The organism is Dendronalium phyllosphericum CENA369, from assembly GCF_016056275.1.
In the GTDB taxonomy this organism is placed as follows: domain Bacteria; phylum Cyanobacteriota; class Cyanobacteriia; order Cyanobacteriales; family Nostocaceae; genus Dendronalium; species Dendronalium phyllosphericum.
In genome coordinates, this window is record NZ_JAECZA010000236.1 from 1 (window position 1) to 12,675 (window position 12,675).

15 protein-coding genes are annotated in these 12,675 nt (G+C 40.8%); 12 read left to right on the top strand and 3 right to left on the bottom strand.

All coding sequences use genetic code 11. From position 1 onward, the window contains the following. Window positions 1–664: 664 nt before the first annotated feature. The 12 genes from I8752_RS27510 to I8752_RS39160 all read left to right on the top strand — a co-directional run bounded on the left by I8752_RS27510 (window position 665) and on the right by I8752_RS39160 (window position 8,853). Window positions 665–1,732 carry a sulfonate ABC transporter substrate-binding protein gene (locus I8752_RS27510; protein ID WP_214435403.1) on the top strand — a complete coding sequence of 356 codons (1,068 nt, stop codon included), beginning with the start codon at window positions 665–667 and terminating at the stop codon, window positions 1,730–1,732. 78 nt (window positions 1,733–1,810) lie between these two features. After that, window positions 1,811–3,520, top strand: coding sequence for a fumarate reductase/succinate dehydrogenase flavoprotein subunit (locus I8752_RS27515; protein WP_214435404.1), 1,710 nt, complete (start codon window positions 1,811–1,813; stop codon window positions 3,518–3,520). 27 nt (window positions 3,521–3,547) lie between these two features. After that, window positions 3,548–3,709: a hypothetical protein gene (locus I8752_RS37660; RefSeq protein WP_225895947.1), complete on the top strand. Its 162-nt coding sequence runs from the start codon at window positions 3,548–3,550 to the stop codon at window positions 3,707–3,709. Next, window positions 3,691–3,990: a GNAT family N-acetyltransferase gene (locus I8752_RS37665; RefSeq protein WP_318780899.1), complete on the top strand. Its 300-nt coding sequence runs from the start codon at window positions 3,691–3,693 to the stop codon at window positions 3,988–3,990. The genes I8752_RS37660 and I8752_RS37665 overlap by 19 nt, the downstream gene beginning before the upstream one ends. Before the next feature lie 8 nt (window positions 3,991–3,998). After that, entirely contained in the window at window positions 3,999–4,505 is a 507-nt protein-coding gene (locus I8752_RS27525) for a GNAT family N-acetyltransferase (RefSeq protein ID WP_214435405.1), read from the top strand. Window positions 4,506–4,527: 22 nt separating this feature from the next. After that, entirely contained in the window at window positions 4,528–4,755 is a 228-nt protein-coding gene (locus I8752_RS27530; protein ID WP_012408944.1) for a 4Fe-4S dicluster domain-containing protein, read from the top strand. A 45-nt stretch (window positions 4,756–4,800) separates the two neighbouring features. Continuing rightward, the gene (locus I8752_RS27535) at window positions 4,801–5,760 is read left to right on the top strand and encodes a HEAT repeat domain-containing protein (RefSeq protein WP_214435406.1); all 960 of its coding nucleotides are present in this window, start codon (window positions 4,801–4,803) and stop codon (window positions 5,758–5,760) included. Window positions 5,761–5,782: 22 nt separating this feature from the next. Further along, window positions 5,783–6,544, top strand: a complete 762-nt coding sequence (locus I8752_RS27540; RefSeq protein ID WP_214435407.1) for a DUF4058 family protein — start codon at window positions 5,783–5,785, stop codon at window positions 6,542–6,544. A gap of 18 nt (window positions 6,545–6,562) precedes the next feature. Continuing rightward, window positions 6,563–7,603: an Mrp/NBP35 family ATP-binding protein gene (locus tag I8752_RS27545; protein WP_318780900.1), complete on the top strand. Its 1,041-nt coding sequence runs from the start codon at window positions 6,563–6,565 to the stop codon at window positions 7,601–7,603. Beyond that, on the top strand, window positions 7,596–7,802 hold the full coding sequence (locus I8752_RS37675) for a hypothetical protein (protein WP_225895948.1): 207 nt from the start codon (window positions 7,596–7,598) through the stop codon (window positions 7,800–7,802). The genes I8752_RS27545 and I8752_RS37675 overlap by 8 nt, the downstream gene beginning before the upstream one ends. 293 nt (window positions 7,803–8,095) lie before the next feature. Continuing rightward, window positions 8,096–8,479 (top strand): endonuclease domain-containing protein, encoded by a 384-nt coding sequence (locus I8752_RS27550; protein ID WP_214435408.1) that lies wholly within the window; start codon window positions 8,096–8,098, stop codon window positions 8,477–8,479. A 236-nt stretch (window positions 8,480–8,715) separates the two neighbouring features. Beyond that, the gene (locus I8752_RS39160; RefSeq protein ID WP_449757753.1) at window positions 8,716–8,853 is read left to right on the top strand and encodes a hypothetical protein; all 138 of its coding nucleotides are present in this window, start codon (window positions 8,716–8,718) and stop codon (window positions 8,851–8,853) included. Here the strand turns inward: I8752_RS39160 and I8752_RS27555 are convergent. From I8752_RS27555 to I8752_RS27565, 3 genes are all read right to left on the bottom strand, one after another. Continuing rightward, on the bottom strand, window positions 8,835–9,422 hold the full coding sequence (locus I8752_RS27555; protein WP_214435409.1) for a beta-class carbonic anhydrase: 588 nt from the start codon (window positions 9,420–9,422) through the stop codon (window positions 8,835–8,837). The genes I8752_RS39160 and I8752_RS27555 overlap by 19 nt on opposite strands. Before the next feature lie 41 nt (window positions 9,423–9,463). Then, window positions 9,464–11,341, bottom strand: a complete 1,878-nt coding sequence (locus tag I8752_RS27560) for an ABC transporter ATP-binding protein (RefSeq protein WP_214435410.1) — start codon at window positions 11,339–11,341, stop codon at window positions 9,464–9,466. A gap of 198 nt (window positions 11,342–11,539) precedes the next feature. Beyond that, complete coding sequence (locus I8752_RS27565) at window positions 11,540–12,646, bottom strand: aliphatic sulfonate ABC transporter substrate-binding protein (RefSeq protein ID WP_225895949.1); 1,107 nt, start codon at window positions 12,644–12,646, stop codon at window positions 11,540–11,542. Between the last annotated feature and the right edge of the window lie 29 nt (window positions 12,647–12,675).

Sequence of the window (12,675 nt, forward strand, 5' to 3'; positions counted from 1 at the left end):
TTAGTAGCCTGTCCCATTTATTGTGCTAGGTGAATTAACTTTTAATTTTCTCTTCTTTTTTCTCTTTCTTCGCGTACTTTGCGTACTTCGCGGTTCGTTCCTCAACCCCTCATAATTAATGGGACAGACCACTATTGGTTCATCGCATTAATTTTTCTAGGTAAATTAACTTTTAAATTTCTCTTCTTTTTTCTCTTTCTTCGCGTACTTTGCGTACTTCGCGGTTCGTTCCTCAACCCCTCATAATTAATGGGACAGACCACTATGTAGTTCATCATTGTTGATACCAGTAGCGATTGCATCCCGAATTGCTGAAAACGCTTGTTGCCGTTCCTTAGTCATGCAAATAACTCCGCATCATCTGACAATCGTGACTTAAATATACAGGACTTACGCAACTGGCACAGTGCGATCGCTATTCATAAATATTTAGCTGGCAAAAATGTATCAAAACTTACGCAAGTGGTAAAGTGCGATCGCCAATCACTAGTACATAAGTAAAGATGGAAATTTAGTAAACTCCCGTAAATTCCATTGCTACTGTCGTCACTCCACATTAGTCAGCATTGCATCGCAAATTCGGCCTACGAGTGAGTTTTAATAAAAATACGATAGGTCAATCGATTTATCGTAGTATAGGTTTAATTATTTTGTAAATCTACTTATGTTGGCTAAATATTCACCAGCTAGATTGATAAGGATTATCAGTAGCTTCGTTAAAAATTATCGGATATCTATAAATTCTATCTTTGCTTTATTCTTTGCGTTGGGACTGGGTTTAAGTCTGATTTCGGCTTGTTCGCCCAACAACACAAGTAACTCTCCCGCAACGCAAACAGTCAACCAAAAGTCTACAAATCAAGCTGTTGTAGTTCGCATTGGCTATCAAAAAGCCGCAACTATTCTCAATGCTCTTAAGAATCGACGCACTTTAGAAAAAACTTTAGCTGCTGCTGGTGCTTCGGTGACATGGGCAGAATTTCCCGCAGGCCCACCGATGTTAGAAGCAATGAACGCAGGTAGTATCGATTTTGGCTACACAGGTGAATCACCACCTATCTTTGCCCAAGCTGGAGGTACTCCCTTGCTTTATATTGCTTACGATCCTTGGAGTCCCAAAGCAGAAGCAATTATTGTGCCGAAAAATTCACCAATTAAAAGTGTTGCTGAACTTAAAGGTAAAAAAATAGCCTTTGCCAAAGGGTCAAACAGTAACTATCTTGTTGTTAAAGCCATAGAAACTGCCGGATTAAAATATAGTGACATCAAGCCAGCATATCTAGCGCCAGCAGATGCTCGTGCGGCATTTGAAGGTGGTAACGTTGACGCATGGGCAATTTGGGACCCATATTTAGCAGTAGCTCAACAAGCTACAGGTGCTAGAACTATCACGGATGCGACCAATTTAGCACCTAATCGGGGTTACTATCTTGCTCGTCAAGCTTTTGTAGATTCTCGCTCAGATTTGTTGAAAACTGTTTTAGATGAAGTCAGCAAACTAAATAATTGGGCTGCAAATAATCCCAAGGAAGTTGCAAAGTTTTTAGAACCAGAATTAGGTATTAAAGCAGCAGTGCTAGAGATTGCCGAAAAACGACGAGAGTACGGCGTTCTGCCACTAACAGATAAAGTAATTGCCACGCAGCAAGATATTGCTGATACTTTTCACAAAATCAAGCTAATTCCGAAGCAAATTCAGGTAAAAGAAATCGTTTGGAAAGGTAATAAATAGGAGGCAGGAAGCGAGGCAGTTTAAATGAAAAAGGTTTCTTTCCCTACACCCCACACCCTACACCCTTTTTTATAAATTATGAATATCAATACCCAGTGGATTAAAACAGATGTGCTTGTCATCGGTGGCGGTACGGCAGGAACGATGGCAGGTATCAAGGCAAAACAGGCAAATCCAAATGCAGATGTGCTGATTTTAGAAAAGGCTAACATAAGGCGGAGTGGTGCGATCGCAATGGGTATGGACGGAGTGAATACCGCAATCATTCCCGGTCATTCCACACCAGAACAATATGTGCGTGAAGTTACCCTTGCTAATGATGGCATTCTCAACCAAAAAGCAGTATATCAAACAGGTAAATTAGGTTATGAAGTCATTCAAGAATTAGAAAGCTGGGGTGTAAAATTTCAAAAAGATGCCCAAGGCAACTATGACTTAAAACAAGTGCATCGTGTAGGTAAATATGTCTTACCCATGCCAGAAGGTAAAGACCTTAAAACTATTCTCACCCGCCAAGTTAAACGCCACAAAGTCAAAGTTACAAACCGCGTCATGGCGACCCGCGTATTAGTCAAAGCCGGACGCGCTATTGGTGCGGTGGGATTTGATGTCAGAAATGGCGATTATGTAGTTATTCAAGCCAAAGCTGTCATCTTATGTACTGGTGCTTGTGGCAGATTAGGATTACCTGCGTCTGGTTATCTCTACGGCACTTACGAAAATCCTACCAATGCCGGGGATGGCTATTCAATGGCTTATCATGCAGGTGCAGAACTCAGCAACATTGAATGCTTTCAAATTAATCCTTTAATTAAAGATTACAACGGCCCCGCCTGTGCTTATGTTGCCGGGCCTTTTGGCGCACATACAGCCAACGCTGAAGGAAATCGCTTCATTAGTTGCGATTATTGGAGTGGTCAAATGATGTTGGAAATCTGGAAAGAATTAAACTCCGGTAAAGGGCCAGTCCAACTCAAAATGACCCATCTTGATGAAGATACAATTGCAGAAATTGAATCCATACTTTGGGCGAACGAACGACCAAGTAGAGAACGCTTTCACCAAGGCAGAAATGAAGATTACCGTACTCACGGCGTAGAGATGCACATTTCCGAAATCGGCTTATGTAGCGGTCATAGTGCCTCTGGTGTGTGGGTAAATGAAAACGCGCAAACAACAGTTCCCGGTTTGTATGCAGCCGGAGACATGGCCAGCGTTCCTCATAATTACATGATTGGCGCATTTGTTTTCGGTCGCATAGCCGGAACTCATGCCATTGAATATATTCAAGATTTGGATTTTATCGAACCAGATACAGACTTTTTAGAAACTGAAAAAGCCAGAATTTATGCACCATTAACTCGCCCCAACGGTGTACCTCATACACAGGTCGAATATAAACTCAGACGCTTAGTTAATGATTATTTGCAACCACCGAAATCAGGTAACAAAATAGAGATTGGTTTGAAACATTTTCTTCAATACCAACAAACATTAGATGTAATGGGTGCGCGCGACCCTCATGAATTAATGCGTTGCATAGAAGTGCATTTTATTCGCGACTGTGCAGAGATGGCAGCCAGAGCATCATTATATCGTCAAGAGACTCGTTGGGGACTTTATCATTACCGCTTAGATTATCCAGAAAAAAATGATGATGAATGGTTCTGTCATGTCAACTTAAAAAAAGATGATTCAGAGCAAATGATATTATTTAAACGTCCTGTAGATCCTTACATTGTAGATGTGGATAGAATTAAAGAACTTTATGATGTCACTGTGAAGTAAAATACTCAACAGACGAATCAAGTTACGATGGAAAAGCAAGTTAAAATTAAACAAGCTGAGATTCAAGATGCAGAGCGAATTGCTAGTCTTTGCGAACAACTTGGATATTCTGTCACCAAGCAACAAATAGAGCAACGTCTTGGTAAAATTAAAAGTAATAATTCTCTATTGTGTATGTTGCGACTTTAGCAAATGAATATGTAATTGGTTGGACGCACGCTCATATTTATGACTTAATCGTTATGCCAACTTTAGCAACTATTTTAGGGTTAGTTGTAGATAAAGATTATCGCCATAGAGGAATTGGAAGCTTTTTAATGCAGCAAATTGAAAATTGGGCTTCTCTGGCTGGATGTGAGAGTGTTGTGTTACGTTCCAATATTAAACGCAAAGAAGCCCACTTGTTTTATGAAAAAATTGGCTATATCAATATCAAACAGTCATTAACTTTTCAAAAAAAATTAAGTTAATCAAAAATATGCAGCTTGATACATTTACAACTCATCGCCTGCTAGGCGAACCCCTACAATCTAAACATTTGAATGAACTTTGTCGGATGCACCAAAATAAACAAGTTATGGCAACTTTAGGTGGTGTTCGTTCTGATGAAGAAACACGGCTTTTGATTCTAAATAACTTGAACCATTGGCAGCGTTATGGATTTGGGCTATGGGTATTTCGAGACAAAGTTAATAATCAGTTTGTCGGTCGTGCTGGTCTTCGGAATACTCATGTAGATGGTAAAGAAGAAGTAGAATTAGCTTATGCTCTCATAGGTAAATTCTGGGGTAGAGGGTTAGCTACAGAAATGAGCGAACAAATTTTGAAAATCGGTTTTGAACTACTGAAGTTACCGGAAATAGTTTGTTTTACTCTAACGACTAACAAAGCCTCACAAAGAGTGATGGAAAAGTTGGGATTTAAATACGAGCGTGACATTATCCACGCCAGTTTACCTCATTTACTTTACCGTTTAACAGTTTAATAAAAAATAATGGATTAGTTTTATGGCTTTAATCAATCAAAGAATAGATGTTCCTGTAATTGTTGATGAATCGAAATGTTTGGAAAAATGTACAGCTTGTATTGAAGTTTGTCCTCTTGATGTGTTGGCAAAAAATCCAGAAACAGGCAAAGCATATATGAAATATGATGAATGTTGGTTTTGTCTGCCTTGTGAAAAAGAATGTCCTACTAATGCAATTACAGTACAAATTCCCTTTTTGTTGCGATAGTTCTTCTCTTATCCTCTGTGTCTCTGTGTCTCTGTGGTAAAAATAATGAACAATGACATCAAACACTGGCTAGAAATGCTGCGATCGCCTGATGTAAATGACCGTTTAGTAGCCGTCAAAACATTACAACATCTTGGCGAAGAAGAAACAGTAGATGCACTAATAATTGCTTTACAAGATGAATCTATTGCTGTTAAAAAGATAGCTATATCTGCCCTTTGGGAGATTGCTAATTCTTCAGCTATTCCTGCCTTAATTGAATGTCTCAGTTCCGCAGATGCAGATATTCGTACTGAAGCTGCATCAGCTTTAAACGACTTAGTTACCCAGGATGATTTATTACTGTTACTAGATAAACTTCAGAGTGATGATGTAAATACCCAACTAAATATCTTAGTACTGTTGCGAAAAATCCATGATATTCAATCTTTACCCTATATCTTACCATTTTTAAAATCAAATAATTCTGAGTTAAGAGAAGCAGCAATTACCACTTTGCGATATCTCAACCAAATAGAGAAATGTCCCGAAGCGTTGGATTTAATCTTTGATGAATCAGCAGTTGTGCGTCGTGCGGCTGCGTTAAGTCTAGGACATTTACAAGATACAGAAGTAATTACTAAGCTAAATCAAGCACTCATAAATGATAGTGACTGGCAAGTGCGTCGTAATGCAGCAATATCTCTGGCTACTCATGAAAATCAGCAAGCAATTTCGGCATTAGAAATAGCTTTAAATGACGAACATTGGCAAGTGCGGAAATCAGCAGCACAAGCTTTACAAAAAATCCCAGATATTCAAGTTATGCCGAGATTAATTCAAGCATTAACAGATGAATATGCAGATGTCCGCAAAGAAGCTGTAATTGCTCTTAGTAATTTAGCTCATGCTGATGCTATTAACCCATTACAACAAGTCTTAGATGACCCTGACAAAGAAGTATCTATCCAAGCGCAACGGGCAATTCAGAAGATACAAACAGATAGAATAGTCTTAAGGGAGTAATAAATAACTAAGGAAAAGTGTAATGGGAAATCCATTTCCTGGAATGAACCCGTATTTGGAACAACCTGAACTTTGGCATCAAGTTCACAATCGTTTGATTGTAGCTATTGCTGATGACCTGACTCCCCAAATCGCGCCGAAATATAGAGTTTCCATTGAAGAGCGAGTTTACACTAGTGTAGATGATATCTTACTCGTAGGAATTGCTGATGTAGCAGTTGCCAATCGTAACACTACAGATAACAGTACAACTTTGACTACTGCCAAAGTTGCTGAACCCAGTAAAGTGAAAGTTCCTGTACCTGAACAGATAACTGAGCGATTTTTAGAGGTGAGATCGACTCAAAGCAAAGAAGTAGTCGCTGTGATTGAAATACTTTCTCCTAAAAATAAACGCTCCAAAGAAGGTAGAACCGCTTATGAGAGCAAAAGACAGAAAATTTTAGCTTCTGCAACCAACTTAGTAGAAATTGACCTATTAAGGCAAGGTGAGTCAATGCCTATTCTTGGAGCGTCAGTTACAGATTATAGTATTTTAGTTAGTCGCAGCTATAACAGACCTGATGCAGATTTATATACTTTCGATTTAAAAAACCCAATTCCTGTTTTTCCTGTACCTTTGCGTGAGGGAGAACCTGAACCTATAGTTGACTTGCAAAGGTTACTAAATGAAGTTTATGAACGTGCTAGATTTGACTTGACAATTGATTATTCACAACCTTTAAAGATAGTGCATTCGCCCGAACAACAAGCTTGGGTGAGACAAGTTTTAGAGAATATTTAAACTAGAGCAATAGACAAAGTGCAACCAGATTCTCTTCAGCAAGAAGTAGTCCAACTCCTCAAACAGGTTATTGAACCTACCTTAAAAAATGACATTGTTAGTTTGGGAATGGTGCGAAATCTCCGCATAGTTGATGACTATATTTACTTGCGTTTATATATAGGTATCCATCAGCAGCACTTACAGCCAGAAATTGAATCTAAATTATCAGCTTTATCTTGGTGCAAAAAAGCTTATATTCAAATCTGTACAATTCCTGGCGTAAAAATAACTCTGGGTATTTCTAGTGGTAAAGGTGGTGTAGGTAAATCAACGACAGCCGTAAATATAGCCGCAGCTTTAAGCTTACAAGGTGCAAAAGTTGGGCTACTAGATGCTGATGTTTATGGCCCTAATTTGCCGCAAATGTTGGGTTTAGGACAAGCTGATATTGAAGTTATTCATACTCCTAAAGGTGATAAGTTTTTACCTTTAGAAGTGCAAGGAATAAAATTAATATCGGTGGGTTTACTTGCAGAAGCTAATCGTCCTCTAGCATGGCGGGGGCCTGTACTACACAAAATTATTACCCAATTTCTGCAAGATGTGGAATGGGGCGACTTAGATTATTTATTAATAGATTTACCTCCTGGTACAGGTGATGCTCAAATAACAATTATCCAAGAAAGTCCAATTTGTGGAGTTATTTTAGTAACTACTCCTCAGCAAGTGGCTGTTGCAGATGTCCGTCGTAACATATATATGTTTCGTCAAGTCGGTGTTCCCGTTCTGGGTATCGTAGAAAATATGAGTTATTTAATCTGTGGTGATTGTGGTTCGCGCACCCCAATTTTTGGCAGTGGTGGCGGCGAACAACTCGCAGCAGAATTACAAGCACCTCTATTGGGACAAATTCCTATTGATTCCCATATTTGTAGCGGTGGAGATACTGGAAATCCGATCGCAAGCAGCGATCGCACTTCGTTAGCAAGTGAGGTTTTTGTAAAAATAGCTACTTCATTAAATGCTACTTTTATGCTATCAGATAAATTCACAAGACATACAAGACGCGATGATTGATCGCAGGGGATTGTTCAAAAAGGGCGATCGCCTCTGCCACAGTTTCGCCCACAATAATCAAAGCACCTGGAAGAATTTTGATAGTTTTGGTTCAAAACACAAGTCTTTTCGTTCAGAACACAAGTCCATTCGTTCAGAACACAAGTCTGTTCGTTCAGAATACAAGTCTTTTCGTCCAGAACACAAGTCCATTCGTTGAGAACACAAGTCTCTTCGTTGAGAACACAAGTCCATTCGTTGAGAACACAAGTCCATTCTCAACAATTTGTTGTTTAGTATTAATAAAACTTATAAGTATGTTTCTACAATAACGTCATACTCTATAACGGACTAAGCCTTTGATCCCCCTAAATCCCCCTTAAAAAGGGGGACTTTAAGAAATTTTCCCCCCTTTTCAAGGGGGGTTAGGGGGGATCGAAACGCTGTTAGGCAACTTTACAAGATTTGTGGATACACCGTAGCCTTTTTAAGGGGGGGCAGGGAAGATCGACTATGACCAATCTAAACGATAGCGACTTTCATCTGCCCTACAATCCTGCCTTAATTCCCAGAGTAAAAGAACTCCGCAAAAATATGACCCTTGCGGAGAAAAAGCTGTGGTATGGATATTTGAGAACCTTCAAATTCAGAGTTCTAAGGCAAAGAGCGATCGCTCATTTTATTGTTGACTTCTATTGTCCTAGCCTCAAGTTGGTAATTGAAATTGACGGAGATAGTCACTTTACTGATGAAGGGAAAGCCTATGACGAAGCAAGAACTCAAAAATTAGCAGGCTATGGTTTAAGCATCGTGAGATTTACTAATCAGCAGGTTTTATGTGATTTTGAGAGTGTCTGTGAGTCAATACAGCGTTTGATCCCCCCTAGCCCCCCTTAAAAAGCGGGGAAAATTTCTTAAAGTCCCCCTTTTTAAGGGGGATTTAGGGGGATCTCAAACGTTTTGCTACCAACAAAAGGACTTTTCAAACATCCTCTTAATCCCCCTTAAAAACGAGGGCAAATTTAGTTTTAATCTATCAAACACAAACTAACCTAATGGAGGCACAATGTCTGAGATTACTATAAACCTAGAGCAACATTAAGGAAATATTCAAAAGCGCGATCGCCGAATTAATTCGTGACAATCGAAAAGAAGTCTCGGAATTTCTGACAGAAATTATTGAAGATGTGGCAATAAAGCAAGCGATCGCTGAAGGTAAAATAATTAAACTAGTTAGCTGTGAATCAATCTTTCAACTTTTGGTAGCTTGACCAAGCTTAGTAGCTTCGGGAATTTCAATCAATTGCCCGGTTTTGACATCGTAGATATAACCATAGATAGGAATTTCCTGCGGAACTAATGGATGCAAACGAATTCGTTGTACATCTGCATAGACGCTTTTGGCTTGGTCGTCAATAGTCAACCAATTGATAAACTTGCCTTCGTCCGATCCCGCTCCAGACCCAATATCTGACCAACCTATTTTATCTAACTTGGCGGTTTTGAGGCTATTAGAAAGTAAATTGCTGATGATTTCATTAGTGAAGGTTTCCATTCCGCAATTAGTGTGATGAATTACAAACCATTCACGCGTACCAAGTAATTTGTAAGAAATTACTAAAGAGCGAATCGCATCATCGCTAGCACGTCCCCCTGCATTGCGAATTACATGAGCATCTCCTTCAGCTAGTCCAGCAAATTTAGCTGGGTCAAGTCGAGCATCCATGCACGTAAGAATTGCAAACCGACGAGATGGGGGTATGGTGAGATTAGCTTTATCACCGAATTTCTCAATGTAATTAAGATTAGCTGCTAGAACTTCTTCTACAATTTGGCTCATTTGTATTTTTGTAGGCGATCGCTTGATTAGCAAACCAAAAGCTAAGTTCCTAAATTGATTCTGACTTCCTTTTTCTGACTTCTGAATTCTTCTTCATTATTGTTTGCTTCTACAGGTAAAAATCCACCTGCCTGCATTTTCCATAACCTATAGTAAGCACCACCGAGTGCTAGCAGTTTACTGTGAGTGCCATCTTCGACAATGCGACCTTGGTCGAATACCAAAATGCGGTCTAGGTGGGCGATGGTGGACAGCCGATGAGCAACCACGATGACTGTTTTTCCATTCATTGCTGAATCTAAAGTATCCTGGATCGCTTTTTCGGTGATTGAATCAAGGCTAGAGGTAGCTTCATCCAAGATCAGGATCGGTGCATCTTTGAGAATCACCCTAGCGATCGCAATGCGCTGTCTTTGTCCACCGGACAGTTTCACACCACGTTCGCCCACCAAAGAATGGTAATTTTCTTGAATCTGCACGATAAAATCATGAGCATAAGCCTTACGCGCTGCTTCGATCGCTTCTTCATCAGTTGCATCTATGCGTCCGTAGCGGATATTTTCGATTAATGTCCGATGAAACAGAGACGGATCTTGAGGAATTAAGCCGATCTGGGCGTGTAGGGCATCTTGCTTCATGTCTTGAATATCAAACCCATCAATGAGAATTTGCCCGGATTGGGGGTCGAACAAACGCAAAATCAAATTGACAAAAGTGGATTTTCCAGAGCCGGAGAAGCCCACCAGTCCGACACGCTGACCTGGTTGGATGGCGACTGAGAGATTTTCAAAAACTTTCTTCCCAGCCGAGTAGCTGAAATACACTTGCCGAAACTCTATCTTACCTTGAGCGATTGGATGGGCGATCGCTTTATCTCGATCGATCAACTCATGCGGTTGCACAATTATCGAGACACCATTGATAATATTGCCAATATGTTCAAATAATTCTAGAAAACGTCGGCTCAAATTCCGGGCTTCACTGATGATTAAAAGCGATAAGCTAGTTGCTACCACAAAGTCAGCAGTTGCGATCTTTCCTTGACTCCACAGAGAGAGCGAGTAATACAAAATGCCGATTTTCAAAATGGCTGCCGAGATAAACTGAAACCAACGAATTCGCTCCGAGTACCAGTTAGACTTTCTTACCTCTTTGAGTTCGCGCCTTAATTGCTCATTCAAATAGCGCCGTTCAAAACCCAGACGAGCAAACAATCGGGTACTTATGAGATTTGTTACCGTATCTACAATGATGCCAGTTGTCTCACTTCTGGCGGCTGCGGCTTTCTGGGAGTGAATTCGGCAGCGAGTTGCCAGCCAGAACGAAATACTGATGAACAGAACTGCCCACACGCCCACGAATGCAGCAAGCGGGGGATAGGCGCGATAAAGTAAGATTGCGGAGACAATATACATGACGATTACGGACAGAAATTCCGTAATCAGCATTTGCATCGTCTGGGTAACACCTAGAGAAGTTTCACCAATGCGATGTGCCAATGCCCCAGCAAAACTACTGCTGAGGTAGCGATGCGAATGGTGCTGCAAGTAAGCATATAGAGAGCGGACAATGTGCTGTCGGTGGATTGGATGGAGAATGGTCTGTAAAAGTCCAGCCGATCGCCCGAATACCACTTCACCCACACTCAAGGCGGTAAACAACATCAAGGGTTGGCTGACGACATCAAAAATGTGCTTGCTGTTGTCAGGCGATCGCGTGACGCTGCGAACGATCTCGCCAATGGCATAGGGCAACATAATGCCACAGGTGGCGTGTATTGCTTCCAGAAGCACCATTGCCACATACCACCAGCGAAACTGGTTAACGAAATAGCAAATGAATCTGAATGGAGTATTAGGCAAGTTTGGTGCATCGGCAGCACGTTGAAAAGATTTGGATTTTCTGAACTTTTTCGTCATGAAAGTCGTCGTAGTAACACTTTGTTTCAATCCCACACCCTTTGAAGAGTTACAAGTCACTAGACCGAATGGCGCTAAGATCGGTCGACACGGAGAAGCGGAGAAGGGGAGACGCGGAGATATTTTTGAATGAATTTTCCCCGCGTCCCCCCGTCTCCATCTCCCCGCGTCGGCTTATCTTAGTTAGCACCATTCTCACTAGACCATAATTTCTGGTGGTGTGATTGCAGCATAAAGATCGGCTGGAAGTAACGCCTCATGAATGTTGATTTTCTTCGGTATGACACCCACTTCAAAAAACAAATCTGCTACACGTTGTTGTTCTGCGATTAGTGCAGGGCTGAGTCCTCTGCGACCTGCAAAAGTGCGACGAGACATAATCCTTGCTACCACATCTTCATCGAGCTTTTGTAGCTTTACGATCAATTTAGCTACTTCATCTCGATGCTTGTCTGCCCAGCGATCGAGCTTCTGAAGCTCCTCAATGATAATTTTTAGTATGCCGGGATTCTCTTCGGCAAACTTCCTGTCAGCCATATAGTAGCCACCAGGAGAGTCTAGCCCTACAGAATCTCTAAGGACGCGAATTCTATTTTGCTTTTCGGCGATCGCATAGTATGGATCGCTTGTCATCCAAACAGGAATTTTACCTTCAATAAAAGCAGACGATGCCTCAACAGTTGGTAGACTTTTGATTTTAATATCTTTGATGGTCAAGCCAATTGACTGCAATGCTCTAAGAATAAAATAGTGCGAGGCCGAGCCTTTTTGAAAACATACTTCTTGCCCCTTGATATCCTCAAACCTCTTCAGTGGAGACTCTGGTGGTACAGCAATTACAGTACTTTTCCCTGTTGTTTGGGTTCTTTGTGTACCGACAACATAAACTAGGTCAGCCCCAGCTACTTGAGCAAAAATTGGTGGTGTTTCTCCTACCGATCCCACGTCAACCTTGCCCGCACGCATCCCTTCCATGAGTTGGGGACCTTGGACAAATTGTGCCCATTCCACCTTGACACCCAATGGTTCTAAGCGTTTCTCTAAAACTTGCTGATTTCTAAACAGATCCCCCGAACTCTGATAACCCATGTGTAAAACTTTAGTTTTTATACCAAGGGAACTAGAACTAGCAGAAGCAGAAGATGTTTTTACATTCTGTTGGCTTTTTTCGCTACAACTTCCTAACAGATATGCCATAGAGAAACCACATAAACTAGATGTAGCAAAATGGAGAAAACGACGGCGTTCCATCCTAGCTATTTTATCCATGAGATATCTCTGATTTGGAGGAATTCTAGTTGTCATTGACAAAAACTCTAGATATTAAGATGCTT

Coding starts and splice junctions, on each gene's coding strand:
- I8752_RS27510 (WP_214435403.1), top strand. CDS start 665: ATGTTGGCTAAATATTCACCAGCTAGATTGATAAGGATTATCAGTAGC.
- I8752_RS27555 (WP_214435409.1), bottom strand. CDS start 9,422: ATGAGCCAAATTGTAGAAGAAGTTCTAGCAGCTAATCTTAATTACATT.
- I8752_RS27560 (WP_214435410.1), bottom strand. CDS start 11,341: ATGACGAAAAAGTTCAGAAAATCCAAATCTTTTCAACGTGCTGCCGAT.
- I8752_RS27540 (WP_214435407.1), top strand. CDS start 5,783: ATGGGAAATCCATTTCCTGGAATGAACCCGTATTTGGAACAACCTGAA.
- I8752_RS37675 (WP_225895948.1), top strand. CDS start 7,596: ATGATTGATCGCAGGGGATTGTTCAAAAAGGGCGATCGCCTCTGCCAC.
- I8752_RS27530 (WP_012408944.1), top strand. CDS start 4,528: ATGGCTTTAATCAATCAAAGAATAGATGTTCCTGTAATTGTTGATGAA.
- I8752_RS37660 (WP_225895947.1), top strand. CDS start 3,548: ATGGAAAAGCAAGTTAAAATTAAACAAGCTGAGATTCAAGATGCAGAG.
- I8752_RS27525 (WP_214435405.1), top strand. CDS start 3,999: ATGCAGCTTGATACATTTACAACTCATCGCCTGCTAGGCGAACCCCTA.
- I8752_RS27550 (WP_214435408.1), top strand. CDS start 8,096: ATGACCAATCTAAACGATAGCGACTTTCATCTGCCCTACAATCCTGCC.
- I8752_RS27535 (WP_214435406.1), top strand. CDS start 4,801: ATGAACAATGACATCAAACACTGGCTAGAAATGCTGCGATCGCCTGAT.
- I8752_RS27515 (WP_214435404.1), top strand. CDS start 1,811: ATGAATATCAATACCCAGTGGATTAAAACAGATGTGCTTGTCATCGGT.
- I8752_RS27565 (WP_225895949.1), bottom strand. CDS start 12,646: ATGACAACTAGAATTCCTCCAAATCAGAGATATCTCATGGATAAAATA.